General features: G+C 69.9%; 18 protein-coding genes. 6 read left to right on the top strand and 12 right to left on the bottom strand.

All coding sequences use genetic code 11. The features are described from left to right. Nucleotides 1-41: 41 nt before the first annotated feature. The 3 genes from E4O86_RS17875 to E4O86_RS17865 form a co-directional block, all read right to left on the bottom strand. Nucleotides 42-1,277 carry a CaiB/BaiF CoA transferase family protein gene (locus E4O86_RS17875; RefSeq protein ID WP_161141915.1) on the bottom strand — a complete coding sequence of 412 codons (1,236 nt, stop codon included), beginning with the start codon at nt 1,275-1,277 and terminating at the stop codon, nt 42-44. Continuing rightward, nucleotides 1,274-2,200, bottom strand: coding sequence for an NAD(P)-dependent oxidoreductase (locus tag E4O86_RS17870; protein WP_161141914.1), 927 nt, complete (start codon nt 2,198-2,200; stop codon nt 1,274-1,276). Before E4O86_RS17870 ends, E4O86_RS17875 begins: the two co-directional genes overlap by 4 nt. 65 nt (nt 2,201-2,265) lie before the next feature. Continuing rightward, nucleotides 2,266-3,258, bottom strand: a complete 993-nt coding sequence (locus E4O86_RS17865) for a Bug family tripartite tricarboxylate transporter substrate binding protein (protein WP_161141913.1) — start codon at nt 3,256-3,258, stop codon at nt 2,266-2,268. Nucleotides 3,259-3,404: 146 nt separating this feature from the next. Here E4O86_RS17865 and E4O86_RS17860 point away from each other — a divergent pair, with 146 nt between their 5' ends. Then, nucleotides 3,405-4,331 (top strand): LysR family transcriptional regulator, encoded by a 927-nt coding sequence (locus E4O86_RS17860; protein WP_161141912.1) that lies wholly within the window; start codon nt 3,405-3,407, stop codon nt 4,329-4,331. Between the two features lie 21 nt (nt 4,332-4,352). Here the strand turns inward: E4O86_RS17860 and E4O86_RS17855 are convergent, their stop codons facing one another. Both E4O86_RS17855 and E4O86_RS17850 read right to left on the bottom strand, forming a co-directional pair. Further along, a complete protein-coding gene (locus E4O86_RS17855; protein WP_161141911.1) occupies nt 4,353-5,192 on the bottom strand; it encodes a nitroreductase family protein in 840 nt (279 codons plus the stop codon). Between the two features lie 11 nt (nt 5,193-5,203). After that, complete coding sequence (locus E4O86_RS17850; protein ID WP_161141910.1) at nt 5,204-6,190, bottom strand: LysR family transcriptional regulator; 987 nt, start codon at nt 6,188-6,190, stop codon at nt 5,204-5,206. A gap of 102 nt (nt 6,191-6,292) precedes the next feature. Between E4O86_RS17850 and E4O86_RS17845 the strand changes: the two genes are divergently transcribed. From E4O86_RS17845 to E4O86_RS17825, 5 genes are all read left to right on the top strand, one after another. Beyond that, complete coding sequence (locus tag E4O86_RS17845) at nt 6,293-7,537, top strand: M20/M25/M40 family metallo-hydrolase (RefSeq protein WP_161141909.1); 1,245 nt, start codon at nt 6,293-6,295, stop codon at nt 7,535-7,537. 23 nt (nt 7,538-7,560) lie between these two features. Then, nucleotides 7,561-8,634, top strand: a complete 1,074-nt coding sequence (locus E4O86_RS17840; RefSeq protein WP_161141908.1) for a TRAP transporter substrate-binding protein — start codon at nt 7,561-7,563, stop codon at nt 8,632-8,634. Continuing rightward, complete coding sequence (locus E4O86_RS17835) at nt 8,634-9,212, top strand: TRAP transporter small permease subunit (protein WP_161141907.1); 579 nt, start codon at nt 8,634-8,636, stop codon at nt 9,210-9,212. The genes E4O86_RS17840 and E4O86_RS17835 overlap by 1 nt, the downstream gene beginning before the upstream one ends. A 6-nt stretch (nt 9,213-9,218) precedes the next feature. Continuing rightward, nucleotides 9,219-10,502 carry a TRAP transporter large permease gene (locus E4O86_RS17830; protein ID WP_161141906.1) on the top strand — a complete coding sequence of 428 codons (1,284 nt, stop codon included), beginning with the start codon at nt 9,219-9,221 and terminating at the stop codon, nt 10,500-10,502. 76 nt (nt 10,503-10,578) lie between these two features. Then, nucleotides 10,579-10,926, top strand: coding sequence for a RidA family protein (locus E4O86_RS17825; protein ID WP_161141905.1), 348 nt, complete (start codon nt 10,579-10,581; stop codon nt 10,924-10,926). 269 nt (nt 10,927-11,195) lie between these two features. Here the strand turns inward: E4O86_RS17825 and E4O86_RS17820 are convergent, their stop codons facing one another. Genes E4O86_RS17820 through E4O86_RS17790 form a run of 7 tightly spaced genes read right to left on the bottom strand, consistent with a single transcriptional unit; the run spans nt 11,196 to nt 18,043 of the window. Beyond that, nucleotides 11,196-12,458 carry a cytochrome c oxidase assembly protein gene (locus E4O86_RS17820; RefSeq protein WP_161141904.1) on the bottom strand — a complete coding sequence of 421 codons (1,263 nt, stop codon included), beginning with the start codon at nt 12,456-12,458 and terminating at the stop codon, nt 11,196-11,198. After that, nucleotides 12,446-12,898 (bottom strand): hypothetical protein, encoded by a 453-nt coding sequence (locus E4O86_RS17815; RefSeq protein ID WP_161141903.1) that lies wholly within the window; start codon nt 12,896-12,898, stop codon nt 12,446-12,448. Before E4O86_RS17815 ends, E4O86_RS17820 begins: the two co-directional genes overlap by 13 nt. A gap of 3 nt (nt 12,899-12,901) precedes the next feature. Then, nucleotides 12,902-13,504 (bottom strand): cytochrome c oxidase subunit 3, encoded by a 603-nt coding sequence (locus tag E4O86_RS17810; protein WP_161141902.1) that lies wholly within the window; start codon nt 13,502-13,504, stop codon nt 12,902-12,904. Continuing rightward, nucleotides 13,497-15,464, bottom strand: coding sequence for a cytochrome c oxidase subunit I (gene ctaD / locus E4O86_RS17805; RefSeq protein ID WP_161141901.1), 1,968 nt, complete (start codon nt 15,462-15,464; stop codon nt 13,497-13,499). The genes E4O86_RS17810 and ctaD overlap by 8 nt, the downstream gene beginning before the upstream one ends. A gap of 9 nt (nt 15,465-15,473) precedes the next feature. Further along, entirely contained in the window at nt 15,474-16,508 is a 1,035-nt protein-coding gene (coxB, locus tag E4O86_RS17800) for a cytochrome c oxidase subunit II (RefSeq protein ID WP_246206471.1), read from the bottom strand. 34 nt (nt 16,509-16,542) lie between these two features. Continuing rightward, the gene (locus E4O86_RS17795) at nt 16,543-17,178 is read right to left on the bottom strand and encodes a c-type cytochrome (RefSeq protein ID WP_161141900.1); all 636 of its coding nucleotides are present in this window, start codon (nt 17,176-17,178) and stop codon (nt 16,543-16,545) included. Next, entirely contained in the window at nt 17,171-18,043 is an 873-nt protein-coding gene (locus E4O86_RS17790; protein ID WP_425500138.1) for a substrate-binding domain-containing protein, read from the bottom strand. The genes E4O86_RS17795 and E4O86_RS17790 overlap by 8 nt, the downstream gene beginning before the upstream one ends. Nucleotides 18,044-18,096: the final 53 nt, after the last annotated feature.

Raw genomic sequence — 18,096 nt, 5'->3', positions numbered from 1 at the left:
CGCGCGCGGCGGCGCCTCGGCCGCGGCCTCCGGCATGCCCATCATCCGGCCTCCGCCAGCGCGGCGTGGCGGGCGCGGCCGTCATGCGCGGCGCCCTCCTCGACCAGCGCGTCGATTTCGGCGGCGGGGATGCCGAGCTCCCCGAGCACGTCGCGCGTATCCCATCCGAGCGGCTGGGCGGCGTGGCCGGGCGGCGGCGACGCGCCGTCGATGAGAAGGCTCGACCTCAGCGTCGTCACCTCGCCTTCCGTGACGTGGCGCTCGGTCGATGCCAGCCCGACGGCCTGCAAATGCTCGTCGCCCGGAAGCGTCTCGAGCGTGTGGCAGACCATGGCCGGCACGTCGACCGCGGCGAAGGCGGCGAGCCAGTGTGCGGTCGGCTTTTCACGCAGGGCGTTCGCCCGGAGGTCGAACCAGTCGTTGGCGTTGCGGAAGCGGGCCGCGACGCTGCGGAAGCGCTCGTCCTCGATGAGCTCCGGCCGGCCGATCGCCTTCAGGAAGCCCGCTGCCTGCGCATCCGTGTTGGCGGAGATGCTGATCCAGCCGTCGGCGGTGGCGACCGGCATGTTGTTGGGGTCGAGCACGCGGGTGTCGCCCGCCGGCCCGAGCGGGGGATGGAACGAGGACGGCCCGAGATGCTCCTGCATCACGAAGGCGGCCATGGTCTCGAACATCGGGATCTCGAGGATCGATCCGGTCCCGGTGCGCAGCCGCCTGAAGAGGGCGGCGCAGATCGTGCCGGCGGTGATCTCGCCGACCGTGTGGTCGCAGATGACCATCGGCACGTAGCGGGGCACGCCGTCGCGCCTGAGCGACAGGCCGGCGATCCCCGACACGCCCTGGACCACGCTGTCATAGGCCGGCCGGCCGGCATAGGGTCCCGCCGCGCCGAAGCCGGTGATGGTGCAGTGGATCAGGGAGGGATGGCGCGCGAGGCAGCGCGCGCCGTCGAGCCCGAGCCGGGTCAGTGCGTCGACCCGCATGTTGGAGACGAAGACGTCGCAGGACGACAGCATGTCGTCGAGCACGCGTCTTGCCCGCTCCCGGCGGAGATCGAGGCAGACCGAGCGCTTGGCGCGGTTGAAATGGAGATACTTGCCGGAGAGCGTGCCGGAGGGCGACGGCCCGCCCAGCGTGCGCAGCACGTCGCCGCCCGGCGGCTCGATCTTGATGACCTCCGCGCCGAGATCGGCGAGCCGGAGCGTCGCGGAGGGGCCGACCACGACGCTCGTGAGGTCCAGGACGCGAATGCCGGAAAGGGCCCTGTCGTCGCTCATTGCGTTCTCGCTTCAGGATGAGATGTCGGGGGAGCGGGCGGCGCCGGTTCCGCGGCGAGGGCCGTGCCGCCCGAGCCGCCGTCCAGGCCGCCGAAGAGCCGGTCGAGCGCCGCGAGATCGGCCGCGGCCGCCGGCGAGCCCGCGGAGAGCCGGGCGAAGAGCTTCGCAACGGCCTCGTAGACCGCCGCAACCTCCCGGTCGGCCCCCGCGAAGGCGGCGACCTCCTCCATCTCCGCGACCCAGCGATAGGTCTTCGGGTACATTGCGGGGATCTGGCGGGAGAACCAGGCGAGAAGCTCCGGCTGGCTCCGCGCGAGCTCTTGCCTCACGGCGTCGGCCGCCCCGGTCCGGCTCGCCGTCAGGAACATGGCGCTGGCGATCGCGGTGATGCCCTTCATGATGCCGCCGAAGCACATCTTGAGCGCCGAGGCCGACCCGTTCGGGCCGTCGAGCACGGTCACGTCGAGCCCCGCCGCGAGGATCGCCCCGGCCGCGCCGGCGTGCTCTCCAGAAAGATGGAGGAAGGGTCCGCGATAGCCGGGCGCCGGCGGCAGGCCGATGATGCAGCCGTCCACGTAGCGGCAGCCGGCCTCGCCGACTGCCTGCCCGACCAGCCCCGAGGTCTCCGGGCTGATGGCGTTGAGATCGACGTAGAGCGGCGTCCGCCCGGAGCGCCGGAACAGGACCGCGAGCCGTTCCGCGGCCGCGACCGCCTCCGCCGGCGGGACGACCGAGAGCACGAGGTCGGCAGCCGCGATCTCCTCGTCCGCGACCGGCCGCATGCCCGCCGCACGCGCGCGCTCCGCGCTCGCGGCGCTCCGTCCGGCGAGGCTCGTGCGGACCTCCAGGCCGGCTTCCGCGAGGCGCCGGCCGAGGCCGCTCCCCATCCGTCCCGGCGCGATGATGGCCACCGACGGGCTCATCGAGGCTCCGCTCCCTGTCGTTGCCGGAAGGGGCCGGACCCCTCTGCGGGGGCCCGGCGCCGCGCTCACTGGACCTTGATGTCCAGCTTTCCGATCAGCGTCTTCCACTTCTGGAGCTCCGACGCGATGTAGGCGGCGAATTCCTCGGGACTCTGCGTGACGGGCGTCGCCTCGACGGCTTCGAGCCGCGCCTTGACCTCCGGATCGGACAGGATCTTGCCGATCTCGCCGTTGAGCTTGGCGATCACGTCGTCCGGCGTTCCCTTCGGTGCGACGAGGCCGAACCAGGAGCCGGCCTCGTAGCCCGCCACGCCGGCCTCCTGCATGGTCGACAGGTCGGGAAGGCTGTCGGCACGCTTGCGGGACGTGATCGCGAGCGCCCTGAGGCGGCCGTCCTTGATGAAGGGAATGCTGACCGGGTTGACGAAGCCGAGATCGATCTCGCCGGAGGCGACCGCCACCGTCATCGGGCCGTTGCCGTCGAAGGGGACGTGGACCATGTCGATGCCCGCCATCTCCTTCAGCAGCTCGCCGGCGAAGCGCAGCGACGAGCTCGGGCCGCTGCTGCCGAAGCTGAGCTCGCCGGGATGCGCCTTGGCGTAGTCGATCAGCTCCTTCACCGAGTTGACCGGCAGCTTCGGATTGACGGCGAGGATGAGCGGCGTCTCGGTCATCTGCGTGACCGGGGCGAAATCGTCGGTGCCGTAGGGCAGGCGATCGAACAGCCAGGGGTTCATCGTGAAGACGTGGCTCATCACGAGGAGCGTGTAGCCGTCGGCGGGCGACTGCGCCGCCACCTGGGTTGCGATCACCTGGCCGCCGCCGGGACGGTTCTCCACGACGAAGGGCTGGCCCCAGGCCGCGCCGAGCTTCTCCGCGACGAGCCGGCCGATCATGTCCATGGGCCCGCCGGGCGCGACCGGCACGAGGATCTTCACCGGCTTCTCGGGATAGCCCCCGGCCTCTGCCGCGGCAAAGGGCACCGACGCGAGCGTCAGCGCCAGGCCCGCCGCGCCGAGCGTCCGGACAAAGAGCGATCTCCTCGTGAACGAGGTCATTGGTTCCTCCCTTGGCTCCGCCTGTTGCTCCCGTCAGGCTCGACGGGCGCAGAGCTTCCTTGTCAAATGGCAGGCCCGACGATAGGGCGGATCGGGATTCGGCCCGTAATGCATTCTGGTCCGACTTCGATGAGGTTCCCGTATCGATGAACCTGGACACGCCGGCGCTGCTCGCGTTCCTGACCATCGCCGAGACGGGCAGCACGCATGCCGCGGCGCGCAGCCTCGGCCTGTCGCAGGCGGCGATCTCGCGCCGGCTGTCCCGGCTCGAGGATGCGCTCGGCGTGCCCCTCTTCGTGCGCGGGAGCCACCAGTTGCGGCTGAGCAATGCAGGGGCGCGGCTGCTGCCGGAGGCGCGGGCCCATCTCGATGCGCTGATGGCCGCGCTCGCGGCGGCGCGTGCCGCCGGGCCGGACGGCGTGACCACCATCACGGTCGGCTGCCTCGCCACGCTCTCGCTCTACGTCCTGCCGGACATCCTCGCCGAGTTCCTCGCCGCCGAACCGGCGGTCCGGGTCCGCGTGCTCGATCTTTCCCCGGCCGAAATCGAGGAGAGCGTGGTGAACGGCGTCGCCGATTTCGCCGTCACCATGCTCGGGCTCGGCGCGCCGACGCTCATCCACGAGGTGCTGGCGCAGGAGCCGCTCGTGCTCGTCACGCCGGCCGACCATCCCCTGGCGGCGCGGGCCAGCGTCCGCTGGTCGGAGCTGAGCGACGTCTCCCTGGTCGGGATCGGGCCGCATTCCGCCAACCAGCGGCTCCTCGACAGCGCGCGCGGCAGCATCGGCGTCCGCCTCGACTGGCAGCACGAGGTGCAGCGGATCACGACCGCGGTGGAACTGGTGGCGGCCGGCGTGGGCCTCGCCATCGTGCCCTGGACGCCGGAGATGGAGCGCCGGCCGAAGATCCGGATCGTGCCGCTCGTCAGCCCCGTCGTCACGCGCCGGATCGGCGTGCTGAGACGGTCGGGCGAGCCGCTCTCGCCGGCGGCGGCGCGCCTGCGCCGGCTGATCGCGGTCCGGCTCGGCCGGCGCAGCGAGCCGGTCTCCAGGCGCAGCGCCGCGCCGGCCTGAACCGGGCGGCGGGACCGGCCTTCACTCGACGGAAAAGCCCTTCCGCCTCACATAGGCGCCGAAATCCGTCCGCTGCGGCTCGGCATATTGCCGGGCCTTGTGCTCCGACCAGCCGTAATCCGGCACGGCTCCCCATTTCCGGTCCCTGATCGGGCGCGGATAGGGCGCAACCGCGCTCCGCCGGGAATCGTAGGCCGCGAGCGCTTCGGCAAGCGCGTCCTCGCGATAGCGGTTCTCGTGCACCGTCACCGCAAGCGGCAGCCGCGGGCTGATGCCGGCCTCCTCCGCCGGCCAGCCGAGGCAGAGCCCCGCGAACGGGATCACCCGGTCCGGCAGACCGAGGAGATCGCCGATCGCCGCCGCGTGGTTGCGCAACTCGCTGATCGGGCAGCAGCCGAGCCCGGCCGCCTCGGCGGCGGCGGTGAAGGCGGCGAGCGCGATGGCCGCGTCGCCGATCGCGTTGAAGAGCAGGTCGAAATGGTCGTTCGGGAACGGCTTGCCCCGGAGCTCCGAGATCGCCGGCAGCCGCCGTCCGTTGGCGCAGAAGACCAGGAAGACGGGCGCCGTGGCGGCCCACGGGCTCTGGACGAGGAGGCCCTCGACCGCCGCCCTGAGAGCCGGATCGGACACGATCACGATGTCGCGCTGCTGGAGGTCGGACTTCGTCGGTGCGGCGAGCGCGCAGGCGCAGAGGAGCCGCAGCAAGGCGGGATCGACCGGCCGCGCCTCGAACCGGCGCACCGAGCCGCGCCCCGCCATGCGGGCAAGCGTTTCGAGGCCCGCGAGCCCCTCCGGGATCGCGAACGCCTCCCCGAACCGCCGCTCCAGGACATCCGCCAGGGCCTCCTCCGGCCGAATCATCCGCGTCCCCCTCACCTGCCGCGCAGGGCGCCATCGTGCATGCCTTCGCCCGCAATGTCAGCATCCCCCGGGCCGGCGGCGGCGACCGCCCGGATCACGGGGGTCAGCCGGGTGATCTCGGCGAGCGTCCGGTGCAGGTTCCCGCGGAATTCCGTCGCAAGCCGCGAGAGCGGCCGGTCCGGCGAGGAAAGGACCAGCGCGCGCATCGGCATCCTCGGCTCGAGGCGCCGGATCGTGAGCCCGGAAAGCGGCTGCGTGACCGGCAGCCAGGGATCGATCACCGTGACGAGGTTCCGCCGCAGGGCGAGCCGCAGGCGGATCGCGGAGGCGTTCGATTCCGCGGCGAGGCAGGGCCGCAGGCCGCTGCTGGTGGCGGCGTCGCGGAAGAGCCGGCCGGGCGCCGATTCCGGCCCGGCCGTCACCAGGTGCTCCGCCTCGAGGTCGGCGAGACGGAGCACGCGGCGCCTGGCAAGCGGATGGGACTTCGGAAGCAGGCAGACGAGCTCCGTCTCGCAGAGCTCCTCCACCAGCAGCCGGTTGGTCTCGACCGGACCGTGGACGAGGCCGAGATCGATCTCCTGGCGCTCCACCAGCTCGATGATCCGGCCGCTCGAATAGGCGTCGAGCCTGACCCGCACCTCCGGCCGCTCGCCGAGGAAATCGGCCGCCGCCCAGGAGAGGATCGATTCCGCGAGCGTCGGGATGCCGGCGATGCGGAGCACGCCGCTCTCCGCCGAGCGCAGCGTGCGGATCCGGTCCTCGATCCGGATCTCATGCGCGAGCAGGCGCTCCACCTCGTCGAGCAGCTCCAGCGCCTCCGGCGTCGGCACCAGGCGCTGGTGCCTGCGCTCGAACAGCAGGAACCCGAACTCCTCCTCCAGCTCGCGGACGATCCGGCTGACCGCGGGCTGCGCGATCCCCACCGCGCGGGCGGCGCCGCTGATGCTGCCCTGGGTCATCACGGCGCGGAAGATCGCCAGTCGGCGCAGCACCAGCATCGCCATACCTGCCTGTTATGAAGTCAGACGAAACAAGAATTTGACGGTCTCACCCCCGCCTCCGATGCTGCACAGCAACATCCAGGCCAAGAGGATACCTCCGTGCAGTCGAGCGAAATAGATCGCGTCCTCGCGGCGGTCTCCCCGGAGCGCATTCTCGACCTCGAGCGCGCCGTGATCCGGATCCCGAGCCCAACCTTCGAGGAGGGCGTGCTCGCCGGGTTCCTGGCATCCTACCTCTCGGATCTCGGGCTCGAGGTCGAGATCATGGAGGTCCGCGATCCGGACGATCCGGGCCGGACGACCCGCCAGACGATCGCGCGCCTGAAGGGCGGCGACGGGCCGAGCCTGATGCTCAACGGGCACATGGACCCGGTCGTCTCGATGAGCGGCTGGACGGTGGATCCGTTCGGCGCGAAATACGAGGACGGCTGGATCTGGGGCGCCGGCGCGCATGACGACAAAGGCGGCCTCGTCGCCGCCATCGGCGCGATCGAGGCGATCGTGCGCTCCGGCGTCGCGCTCCAAGGCGAGATCGTCCTCTGCGCCGTCGCCTGCCACAAGGCCGGCGGCCTCGGCACCAAGGCGCTCCTCAAGGCGGGCGTCCGCGCCGACATGTGCATCAACATGGAGCACTCGGCGAACACCATCGCGACCACCATCGTCGGCCAGGTCAGGCCGCGGCTCGTGTTCCGCGGCACCGGGCTGTTCTTCCGCTATTCGCCCGAGGCCAAGGCCGGCTACTTCAATCCGATCGAGCAGCTCGCTCTGATGGTCGCGCGGCTCGGGCCGAGCCTGGAGCCGCACGCGCCGGGCTCGTGGCTGAGCTTCGAGCCGCATCCGGACCTGCCCGGCTTCCCGCTCCACCGCTTCGACGCCGTCGCCAAGAGCCATTACGGGCGGGAATGCACGCTCGCCATGCAGGTGCGGACCGTGCCCGGGCAGACGCCGGACGGCATCCGCCGCGATCTCGAGCGCGTGGTCGCCGAGCTGAAGGCGCTGCACCCCACCTTCGACTGCGAGGTCCAGGTGCCGGACGATCCGGAACGCGACCAGCATCTCGTGCATCCGAGCGAGATCGCGCGCGACCACCCTCTTCCCGTCGCGATGGCGGAGGGCTTCCGCCGCGCCAGCAACCGGGAGCCGGAGCTCGGCGGGGGGCTGCGCATCGGCAATACCGGCGACGGCAACGTGCTTTCGGCGGCGGGAATCCCCTCCGTTCAGTTCGGTCCGGGCGACATCCGGAACTACCCGGAATGGCCGGCTCCCGACGAGCGGGTGGAGCTGCGCGAACTCGTCGAAGCGGCGAAGACGATAGCCTTCGCCGCCTGCAGGATCTGTGGCTGAATTCTCAGGAGGAGGGCAAAGGAATGCGTTTCGCTCAGTTCCGGACACTCGCGTTCGGCGCCGCACTGCTCTGGAGCTCGGCCCCGGCGCTTGCTCAGGATCTGCCGGCCGCCAGTTTCAAGATCATTGGACCGAGCCTGAACTCGCCGCCCTACGAGCTCGTCAAGAGCTTCTGGGAAGGCGTCGAGGCGGAGAGCGGCGGCAAGCTCGACATCGAGGTCCAGAGCCTCACCGAGCTGGGGCTCAAGGGCCCCGAGGTCTACCGGATGGCGAAGCTCGGGGTGGCGCAGGTCGTGATCGCCTCGCTCGCCTTCACCTCCGGGGACGTCCCGGAAAACGACGCCATGGACTTTCCCGGGCTCAACCCGAACTACGACGTCCTCGCCAAGTCGATCGAGGCCTATCTCCCGCACCTGCAGGAGCTCTACCGCACCCGCAGCCAGGTCGAGCTGCTCGGCGTCTGGCCGCTCGCCGCCCAGGTGTTCTGGTGCAACAAGCCGGTGGCCTCGCTCGCCGACCTGAAGGGCAAGAAGGTCAGGACCTCCGGCGCCTCGCTCGCCGAGTTCCTGGAGGCCGCCGGCGCCGTTCCCGCCACCCTTCCCTTCGCCGAGATGATCCCGGGCATCCAGCGCGGCGTCATCGACTGCGCCGTCACCGGGACGGTCGCCGGCAATCTGAGCAAGCTCTACGAGGTCACCACGGACATCTATCCGCTGAGCGTGGGCTGGGGGCTCGAGGGCAACATCGTCAACAAGTCCTGGTGGGACGGGCTCGATCCTGCGCTGCGCACCTTCCTCGCCAAGAAGATGGACGAGATGACGGCGTTCGGCTGGGACCAGGCGCGGTCCGGCACCGATCACGGCCTCTGGTGCTCGACCGGCGACCCGCGCTGCGACGTCAGCGTGACGAAGCCGCTGCCGCTCACGCCCGCTCACCTGAAGCTCGCGACCGTCTCGGCCGAGGACGACGCGATGCGGCGCGAGCTCCTCGAGACCAAGGCGCTCGCGGAGTTCGCGGCGCGCTGCGGAGCGGAATGCGCGGCGGTCTGGAACGACACGCTCGGCAAGCTCCACGGCCTCAAGGCGAGCGCCCATTGATGGCCGACCGGGGCGCGCGGATCCAGGACCTCTTTCTGCGCGTCGGACGGGGCGCCTCTCTCGCCGGAGGCGTCCTGCTCCTCGCGAGCGCGGTCCTGATCTGCGTCGAGATCGTGTCCCGCAAGCTCCTCAACCGCTCGCTGACGGGCGCGGACGAACTGTCCGGCTATGCCTATGCCCTCAGCATGGCATGGGGCTTCGGGTTCGTGGCGCTGCGCGGCGAGCACGTCCGGGTCGACGCGCTCAGGGTCAGGCTGTCGGCGCGGCTGCGGAGCATCCTCGACGTGGTCGCGCTCGGCGCCTTCGCCTCGCTGATGGCGGTGCTCGTCATGCGGGCGACCGGCATGTTCCTCGAAGGCTGGCGGCTCGGCGCGAAGTCGAACACGCCGCTCTCGACCCCGCTCTGGATCCCGCAGTCGATCTGGCTCGCCGGGCTGGTGTTCTGCCTGGCGACCCTGGTGCTGCTCTTCCTGAGGTCGGCCCTCGCGCTCGCCCGCGGCGACCTGGCGGCGATCGAGACCATCGCCGAGCCGCGTTCCGGCGCCGCGGACATCGAGATCGCCGACGCGGCCGGCTGAACGACCATGCTCCTCAAGACCACTCTGGCGCTCTTCGTCCTGCTCGCCATGGCGCTGCCGATCGCCGCCGTGCTCGGCGTGCTGGCGCTCTTCATCGATATCGGGCTCTCCCGCTATCCGCTCAACGTCGCGCTCGGCGACATCGCCTGGCAGCACAGCACGGATTTCACGCTGGTCGCCGTCCCGCTCTTCATCCTGATGGGCGAGATCATGCTGCATGCGGGAATCTCGACCCGCATGTATGCCGGCGTGGCGCGCTGGCTCTCCTGGCTCCCCGGCGGCCTGATGCATGCCAATATCGGCGCCTGCGCGATCTTCGCGGCGACCTCCGGATCGAGCGTGGCGACGGCGGCGACGATCGGCGTTGCCGCGATGCCTGAGATCGACAGGCGCGGCTACAACGAGCGGCTCTTCCTCGGCTCGCTCGCCGCCGGCGGGACGCTCGGCATCCTCATCCCGCCTTCGATGAACATGATCATCTACGGGCTGCTCACCAGCACCTCCGTCCCTCGCCTCTTCATCGCGGGCATTCTGCCGGGCATCATCCTGACGCTCTTCTACATGGGCGTGGTCCTGATCTGCTGCCTGGTGCGCCCGGACTGGGCCGGCCAGAAGGAAGAATCCACCTGGGCCGCCCGCTTCGCGGCGCTCAGGGACCTGCTCCAGCCGACCATCCTCTTCCTGCTCGTGCTCGGATCGATCTATGCCGGCTGGGCGACGCCGACCGAAGCGGCCGCGCTCGGGGTGATCGGCGCGCTCGCCTTGGCGGCGCTCAACGGACAGGTCAGCGCCGGCATGCTGCGCACGGTGCTGGAGAACACGGTCCGCGTCTCGGCGATGCTGACGCTCATCCTCATCTTTGCGCTGTTCCTCAACTTCGCGATCGCCGCCGTCGGCATGGTCCGCTACTTCAACGACGTCATTCTCGGCCTCGGCTGGCCGCCGCTCGCGACGCTCCTCTTCATCATCTCGATCTACATCCTGCTCGGAACCTTCATGGACGGCCTCGCCATGGTCGTGCTGACGGTCCCGGTGGTGGCGCCGATCGTGGTTTCGCTCGGATACGACCCCGTCTGGTTCGGCGTGATGATCGTGCTCATCTGCGAGGCGGCGATCCTTTCGCCGCCCGTCGGGATGGCGCTCTTCGTGCTGCAGGGCATCCGCGGCCGGGGCACGGTGTCCGACATCTTCTGGGGCGTGACGCCCTTCATGTTCGCGATCTTCGCTCTGATCGCCCTGATCATCGCCTATCCGGCGATCGTGTTGTGGTTGCCGGGCGAGCTCAACTGAGGCACGGCTGCGGCGCTCTTTGTCGGCGGCCTTCACGCAGGCCGATCCCCGGGACCTGGCCAGGAAAGGAAGCGAAATGATCAAGCGCGTCGGTGGCAGCGAGATCCTGCACAGCATCGTCGAGCATGGCGGCGTCATCTATCTGAGCGGGATCACCGCCGACGATACGAGCGGGGGCATGTCCGAGCAGGCGGCCGACATCTGCCGCAAGATCGACGGGCTGCTCGCCGAGGTGGGATCCGACAGGACGAAGCTCCTGACGGCCCAGATCTTCATCACCGACATGAGCGAGAAGCCGGCGATGAACGCGGTCTGGACGAAATGGCTCGCGCCCGAACACCTTCCCTGCCGCGCGACGATCGGCGTCGCCGATCTCGGCCCGGGCATCAGGATCGAGATCATGGTGACGGCCGGAAGGGACTAGGACCGGCCTCGCAGCGAGGGCATCTCAGGGGCGTCTGCTCGATTGCCAGGGGCTCCGTGGCAACGACGCCGTCCTCGTTTTCGAGGCTGGCGCAATTTGCATGGGCCGCGGATGGGAGCGGACGGGAGCGGCCGCTTCGCGGCATGCTGAAGCTCGAGGACACGCTCGTGGTCACGGAGGGCGGGCTCGAGGCCTGTGGCGACCAGGGCAGGGGCTGGAACGTCGCCCCGGCTGATTGACCCACGCCGCACGCCCCCCTCGGTGGACGCTCAGCGGAGCGTGTAGAGATAGGCCGTGATGTCGCGCGCCTGGTCCTCGCTGATCCCCATGTCCGGCATCGCGTTGCCGGGGACGATCGCCTGCGGCCGCCGGATCCACCGCGTCATGTTCTCCGGGGTGTTCCGGAGCACGCCGGCGACATAGCCGCGCCGGCCCATCTTCGTGAGCGGCGGCCCGACCAGGCCGTCCGCGCCGGCGATGCCCGGAATCGTGTGGCAGGCGGGGCAGCCGAACTGGCTTATGAGAGCGGCTCCGCGCTGGACGTTGCCGATCCCGCCCGCCTCCGAGGAGGCTTCCGTGCCCTCGCCGCACCCGCCGAGAAGGGCGGCGCATGCGATGAGCGCCGCGAGCGTCGGCATCGACCTCGCAAAGGCGGCGGCGCGCCGGTCCGCCTCGCGCATCCAGAGCGCGAAGAGGATGCAGATCGCCGCGAGATAGATGAACCCGGCGGGGATCCACATGATGAGCCCGGCGAGGTGCTGGTCCTCGAGCGCGGTCAGTCCCCAGCGGGCGGCGCCCTCCGCGTGGATCGGGTAGAATGGGCGGTCGGTCAGGATGATCAGCGCGCCGGGAAGGCCGCTCAGGACTGCAGCGGTGCCGACATAGAGCACCGAGGCGCCGTATTCGAGCCGGCGGCGGCCGCCCGGCGACATCACGACCGCCCAGAACGCGTAGCCGCTGGCGAAGAAGCAGGCGTGCTCGAGAATGTGCACGCTTTCGTGCCGGAGCGCCAGGCCGTAGGGCCCCGGTATGTGCCAGAAGGCGAATACCCCGCAGAAGGCGCTCCAGACGAAGACCGGGTGGGAAAGCAGGTTGAGCGCGCGCGCCGCACCCCTGCGGGCCGGGAACCGGCCGAACGACCTGCGCAGGCTGCGCGGAAGCGCCCACAGGAAGACCAGGAACGGCCTGCTCCAGACCATCAGCGGGGCGGCGACCAGCATCAGGAGGAGATGCTGGACCATGTGCATCGAGAAGAGATCGTCGCTCAGCGTGTCGACGGGCGAAGCGAGCGCGGTGAAGAGGACCGCCAGCCCGGCCAGGAAGGCGGCGACGTTTCCGCCGCCGACGATGCGGTCTCCCGCTTCGGCGCGGATGCGCGCGAGCCCGATCCCGTAGGCCAAAGCGGCAGCGCCGAGGCTCGCCAGGACCCAGGGCTCCAGACTCCAGGAGAAATCGGCCCGGCCCCCGCCGGCATGGGCGCCGGCCGGGTCCGAGATTGCGGCGAGTGCCAGCGTGAGAATCAGCTTCCGCACAGCGGAACCCCGAAGACTGCGATCGTGTCGAAGGCGATGGCGACGAAGAAGCCCGCGCCGGTCAGAACGCCCCAGACCGAGATGAACCTGGTGCGGCCTTCGCCCGCTTCCAGGAGATGGCGGCCCGCGCCTTTGGCTTCGCTCTGGGACAGGCGCCAGTTCCGCCATGACACGACGGCCCCCGAGGCGGCGATCGCCAGGGCGACGACGTTGATCGCCGCGAGGACCGGCACGATGCCCCGGAACCCGGGGACCGGCGCGTCGCGGAGCATCTCGCTCGGGAAGCAGGCGTAGCTCGCCAGCCCGTAGATGAGGAGGAGCTGCGCCCCCCAGGCGGCCGGCCCGGCGCACAGGCCGTAGAACAGAGCGGGAAGGGAGACCCGGTCCGCGTGCGGTGCGGGATGGCCGGCTTCGAAGGTGTGGACGACCGGTTCAGCCATGGCTCACCACCCGAGATAGGGCGTGACGTAGAAGGTGAAGAAGATCGCCAGCCAGACCGCGTCCACGAAGTGCCAGTAGATCGCGCCGATCGAAACGGCGGCATGGCGCACGCGGTCGAAATAGCCGAGAACCGACCAGGCGAGCAGGACGACGAGGATCAGCACGCCGACGGCGACATGGGCCATGTGGAACCCGGTGATCGTGAAGTAGAGCGAGCTGTAGGAATCGGCCGAGAGCACGAACGGCTTGTCGAGCCATTCCAGGTACTGGATGCCGACGAAGACGGCGCCGAGAACGCTGCCGAGCAGAAGCCCGATGGCGAGCCGGACGGTCGAGCCCTGCCTGATGCCGCGCTCGCCCCACCAGACCGCAACGCTGCTGAGGATCAGGATCAGCGTGTCCGGGCCGGAGAGCCGGACGGACGGAAGCTCGTTCGGCAGGAAGCTGCGCCCGAACTGCACGGCGAAGTAGTAGTAGCTGAAGAGCAGGTAGGCGAAGAGCGCCGCTTCCGTCCCGATCAGGCACATCATCCCCCACCAGCCGGAGGCCCGCACCCCGACGCTGCCGACCGGCAGAGTGCGCATCCTGGCGGCGGCGCTAGGCATGGGCGTGCTCCGCCACCTGGCCGAGCTTGCGTTCCGGCCAGAGCCAGACGAGGACGCCGAGGCCGGTGAGGACCAGCCCCGCGGCCGCGGCCGCCCAGCCGTAGGGCGTCCAGTAGGTCAGGATGAGGCCGGTGAAGCCGACCGACATGCCGAGCGTGACGGTGAAGGGCGACCACGAATCCTCGGGCATCTTCAGGATCACGTCCGGCTGCGCGTCGAGCACGGTCGTGCCGATCGTCTCCTTGCCGTGATCGAGCACGAGGCCGCGCGCCACGGAGGATTCGCCGATCCCCTCCCCGAGCCGCTTCTCCCAGAGCGGATGGCGGCTCGCCACCACCGGGATCACCGCGAAATTGTAGGGCGGGGGCGGCGAAGGCACCGCCCATTCGAGCGACGGGCCGTCCCAGGGATTGGGTCCCGCGATCCTGCCGTGCCGCAGGCTGTGGAAGATGTTGACGAAGAGAAGCAGGATCCCGAACGCCAGCATGAAGGCGCCGACGGTCGTGACGAGGTTGAGCGTGTTCCAGCCGAGATCCGGCGGATAGGTGTAGATCCGGCGCGGCATGCCGAACAGGCCGGTCAGGTGCATCGGCAGGAAGCCCAGGTTGAACCCGATGAAGGTGATCCAGAAGTTCCAGCGGCCGAGCCGCTCGCTCAGCATCCGGCCGGTCATCTTGGGGAACCAGAAATAGAGCCCGCCGAGCACGCCGAAGAGATTGATGCCGATCAGGACGTAGTGGATGTGGGCGACGACGAAATAGGTGTCGGTCAGCTGGAAGTCGGCCGGCACCGACGCCGTCATGACGCCCGAGACGCCGCCGATCGTGAACATGGCGATGAAGGACGCGAAATAGAGGAAGGCCGTCGTGATCACCGGCCGCCCCGTCCAGATCGTCGCGATCCACGCGAACACCGCGACCGCGCTCGGAATCGTGATGATGAAGGAGCTGCCGCTGAAGAAGGAGAGCGCCAGGAAGGGCAGGCCGGTGGCGAACATGTGGTGGAGCCACACGCCGAAGCCGAGCACCATCGTCGCCACCGTGCTGAGCACGACGGCGGTGTAGCCGACGAGCGGCCGCCGGCAGAAGGTCGGGAGGCCGTCGGAGACCATCCCCATCGCCGGAAGCACGATGACGTAGACCCAGGGATGGGCGAACATCCAGAAGAGGTGCTGCCACAGGAGCGGCTGACCGTCCGCCGTCGTGTCGTAGAAATGCGTGCCGAGCTGGCGGTCCATCCAGAGCAGGAAGAAGGCGAGGCTCACCGACGGCACGGCGAACAGGTTGCCGAACGACACGGTGAGCGTGCCCCACGTCATGATCGGAAGCCGGTTGATCGACATGCCCGGCGCCCGGGTGCGGAACGCGGTGACGATGAAATTCGCCGAGCCGACGGTGGTCGAGATGCCCAGGAACACCATCCCGAGCGCGTAGAAATCCATGTTCGGGCCGGGATTGTACGCCTTCAGGGCATAGGGGACGTAGTTGAACCAGCCGTCATTGGCCCCGTGGCCCATCGCGAAGCTCGCATAGATGAAGATGCCGGAAGCCAGGTAGACCCAGTAGGAGAACGCGTTGAGCCGCGGGAACGCCATGTCGCGCGATCCGAGCAGCAGCGGAAACAGGTAGTTGCTGAAGCCGGAGAGGATCGGCAGGGCGTAGAGAAAGATCATCGTCAGCCCGTGCATCGAGAACAGCTGGTCGTACTGCTCGGGCGTGAGGAGCGTCATGTTCGGCCGCGCGAGCTGGATGCGCATGACGAGCGCCTCGAGGCCGCCGACGACCAGGAACGCGAAAGCGGTGACGATGTAGCGGATGCCGATCTTCTTGTGATCGACGGTGGTGAAGAAGCCGACGATGCCGGGCTCCGTCTCCCACAGCGCCTCGAGCTTCCTCGCGAGCGGGGAATCGGTCGTGCTCTCCTCGACCAGCGGCGCGCGATCATATTCGGTGACAGCCACGTCCGCCCCTCAGCGCAAGGTTTCGAGATAGGTTCGGATGCCGGTGAGCTCCGGGCCGGAGATGTCCACCTTGGGCATGCGGTTGCCGGGCTTGATCGCCTGCGGGTCGGCGATCCATCCCGCGAGGTGCCCGGGCGTGTTCGGCAGCGTGTCGGCGGCGATCGAGCCCCGGGACATGAGATGGGTGAGATCGGGGCCCACGCCGCCGCCGGCCGGCGTGCCCCGCACCGTGTGGCAGGCGCCGCACCGCAGCAGGAACCTCTCCGCCCCGAAGGCGGCGATCTCCGCCGCCGGCTCGGCCGCGGGCCGAAGCTGGTTCTGCCGCCACTTCTGGAACTGGTCCGGCGGGTCGGCGACCACCCGGAGCGCCATATGGGCGTGCTGCTTGCCGCAATATTCGGCGCACTGACCGCGATAGATTCCCGGCCTGTTCGCCTCCATCCAGGTGACGTTCGTCTGGCCGGGTATCAGGTCCATCCGCGCGCCGAGCGAAGGCACCCAGAAGGAATGGATGACGTCGCCGGTGGTGAGTTCGAGCCGCACCGGCTCGCCGACCGGTATGTGGATTTCGTTGGCAGTCTCGAACTGCTGGTCCGGACTGCCCTTGTAGGTGACCTTCCACCACCATTGCTGGCCGCGGACGGCGATCGTGAGCGGCGGGTCGCTCGGCGGATCGTTGATCGCGGCGAGCGTGGCGACGGTCCAGACCGTCGAGCCGAGGAGCGCGACGAGCGTCAGCGCGATTCCGACCCCGATGAAGGTGATGCCGCCCGAGCGGCGCACGAGCGGCTCGCGCTCGCCTTCCGGATGCTCGAACCGGGACCTGCGCAGATAGATGCCGAGGATGACGGCGAGGCTGACGAGGACGACGACGACGATCGACTGGACCAGCAGCCCCCAGGTGAGCGCGGTGATCGGGTCGCCGCGCGCGCCGAACGTCCGCAGGTAGTTCATCGGCAGGTCGCCCGTCGTGCACCCGCCGAGCGCCGCCGACAGTCCGATCGACAGGCCGACGGTCAGGCCGAAGGCGCCGGGACGTTCCATTTGCGGGCGCGCTGGGGTTCCTCGCATGGCGCGGTCACGGCTTCGGTGTCTTCTCGAACGGCTTCTGCCCGAAGCTGAACGGGTTGGTATGCTTCCACGGCGTCGTCGTCTTCAGATATTCCGCGGGTACCTGCTCGATCCGGAAGGCCTCGAGCGAGGTCGTCGTTCCCCACGGCCCGGACGGCTCCGCGCTGATCGACTGGACGTAGCTCACCAGCTCCCAGATCACCTCCGGCGGCAGCATGCCGCCCCAGGCCGGCATGCCATGCGGCCGTCCCTGGTAGATCGACAGGAAGATGTTCGCCGGATCGGCGCCGTAGATGAAGGCGCTGTTGCTGAGCGACGGGCCCATGCCGCCCGCCCCGTTGGGCGCGTGGCAGCCGGAGCAGTTGAACGAACTGAAGTGCCGCATTCCCCGCTCCGCCGCGCCGGGATCGCCGGCGACCGGATTCGCCATGGCCGGCGCGATCTTCACGCCGCCCGGAAAGACGTGCGTCACCGGCACCTGGCCGAGATCGGGCCCGCCGCCGGCGAGCCGGTCCTGCATCTCGATCGCCGTGCCGGGACGCCCGGCCGCCATCCCCTCCTGGGCCCCCTCCTGGGACCAGGCGCCCCCGGAGAGGACGAGGCCGGCGAGCGCGGCCGCGCCGATGCGAGCGGCCCTAGTCATCGCCGCCCCCGCGCTTGCCGGCAGCCGCGGAGACCGGCAGGAGCGGCACGCCGTATCCGGCGAGAATCGCGCGAAGCGCATCGCCCCGCTCCGCGATCAGCGCGTCGAGCCGGCCGCGGAGCGCCTCGTCGCCGTGGCGCACGCCCATCGCGATGTCGAACTGGAAGGCGAGCGGCGCAAAGCCGCCGGTATCGGCGATCGGGACGACGTCGAGCGGCACGCCGGCGCGCTGCGCGAAATAGCCCGCGAGCGGGCCCCAGGCCGCGCCGACATCGACCTCGCCCGTCGCGACGGCCTCCACGAGCCGGCTCGGCGGCGCGGGTTCGCTGTAATCGCCGTAGATCATGTAGCCGACGACGTTGTCGATGATGCCCTCCTCGCCGAGCGCGTCGGCCGGCGGCGTGTTGGCGCCGTCATCGCCGATGAGGTGGACGCCGATCCTGAGCGATCCGAGCCGCGGATCCCGGAGCGAGGCGAGCTTCAGGCCGCGGTCGCGCCGCTCGACGAAGACGTAGGTCGAGCGGTAATAGGGCCGCGTGGTGGCGACCATCTCCATCCCGGCCGGAACGCCGATGACGACGTCGCAGGCGCCGGCCTTGAGCGTGTTGCGGATGAAGCCGCGCCGCTGCGCCCACCAGGTATAGGCGACGCCGCGATAGCCGAGCTCGCGCGCGACGAACTCGGCGATCCGGTTCTCGAAGCCCTCTCCCCTGTCGTTGGAGAAGGGCATGTTGTTCGGGTCGGCGCAGACCCGGAGCGTCCCGCTCTCGCTCTCGCCGCCGCTGCCGGCGGGCGTGGCCGCGGCGGGGCCGGCGGGGAGAAGGAGCGCAAGCGCCAGCGCCGCGGCGAGCCGCCCGCCTGCCATAAGCCGCCCGTCACTGCGCCGGCGCATCGGTGCCTCCCGTCGCTGGCCGCGCG

The sequence above is a fragment of the Propylenella binzhouense genome (assembly GCF_009866965.1).
Lineage (GTDB): Bacteria > Pseudomonadota > Alphaproteobacteria > Rhizobiales > Afifellaceae > Propylenella > Propylenella binzhouense.
Note: the sequence above shows the minus strand (reverse complement) of the source record. Positions and strands in the feature narration are given on the sequence as shown.

What these genes read in the sequence shown, in the direction of transcription:
- E4O86_RS17835 (WP_161141907.1), top strand. Translation starts at nt 8,634, where the DNA reads ATGGCCGACCGGGGCGCGCGGATCCAGGACCTCTTTCTGCGCGTCGGA.
- E4O86_RS17840 (WP_161141908.1), top strand. Translation starts at nt 7,561, where the DNA reads ATGCGTTTCGCTCAGTTCCGGACACTCGCGTTCGGCGCCGCACTGCTC.
- E4O86_RS17795 (WP_161141900.1), bottom strand. Translation starts at nt 17,178, where the DNA reads ATGACTAGGGCCGCTCGCATCGGCGCGGCCGCGCTCGCCGGCCTCGTC.
- E4O86_RS17825 (WP_161141905.1), top strand. Translation starts at nt 10,579, where the DNA reads ATGATCAAGCGCGTCGGTGGCAGCGAGATCCTGCACAGCATCGTCGAG.
- E4O86_RS17810 (WP_161141902.1), bottom strand. Translation starts at nt 13,504, where the DNA reads ATGCCTAGCGCCGCCGCCAGGATGCGCACTCTGCCGGTCGGCAGCGTC.
- E4O86_RS17860 (WP_161141912.1), top strand. Translation starts at nt 3,405, where the DNA reads ATGAACCTGGACACGCCGGCGCTGCTCGCGTTCCTGACCATCGCCGAG.
- E4O86_RS17815 (WP_161141903.1), bottom strand. Translation starts at nt 12,898, where the DNA reads ATGGCTGAACCGGTCGTCCACACCTTCGAAGCCGGCCATCCCGCACCG.
- E4O86_RS17870 (WP_161141914.1), bottom strand. Translation starts at nt 2,200, where the DNA reads ATGAGCCCGTCGGTGGCCATCATCGCGCCGGGACGGATGGGGAGCGGC.
- E4O86_RS17790 (WP_425500138.1), bottom strand. Translation starts at nt 18,043, where the DNA reads ATGGCAGGCGGGCGGCTCGCCGCGGCGCTGGCGCTTGCGCTCCTTCTC.
- E4O86_RS17850 (WP_161141910.1), bottom strand. Translation starts at nt 6,190, where the DNA reads ATGCTGGTGCTGCGCCGACTGGCGATCTTCCGCGCCGTGATGACCCAG.
- E4O86_RS17865 (WP_161141913.1), bottom strand. Translation starts at nt 3,258, where the DNA reads ATGACCTCGTTCACGAGGAGATCGCTCTTTGTCCGGACGCTCGGCGCG.
- E4O86_RS17830 (WP_161141906.1), top strand. Translation starts at nt 9,219, where the DNA reads ATGCTCCTCAAGACCACTCTGGCGCTCTTCGTCCTGCTCGCCATGGCG.
- E4O86_RS17855 (WP_161141911.1), bottom strand. Translation starts at nt 5,192, where the DNA reads ATGATTCGGCCGGAGGAGGCCCTGGCGGATGTCCTGGAGCGGCGGTTC.
- coxB (WP_246206471.1), bottom strand. Translation starts at nt 16,508, where the DNA reads ATGGAACGTCCCGGCGCCTTCGGCCTGACCGTCGGCCTGTCGATCGGA.
- E4O86_RS17875 (WP_161141915.1), bottom strand. Translation starts at nt 1,277, where the DNA reads ATGAGCGACGACAGGGCCCTTTCCGGCATTCGCGTCCTGGACCTCACG.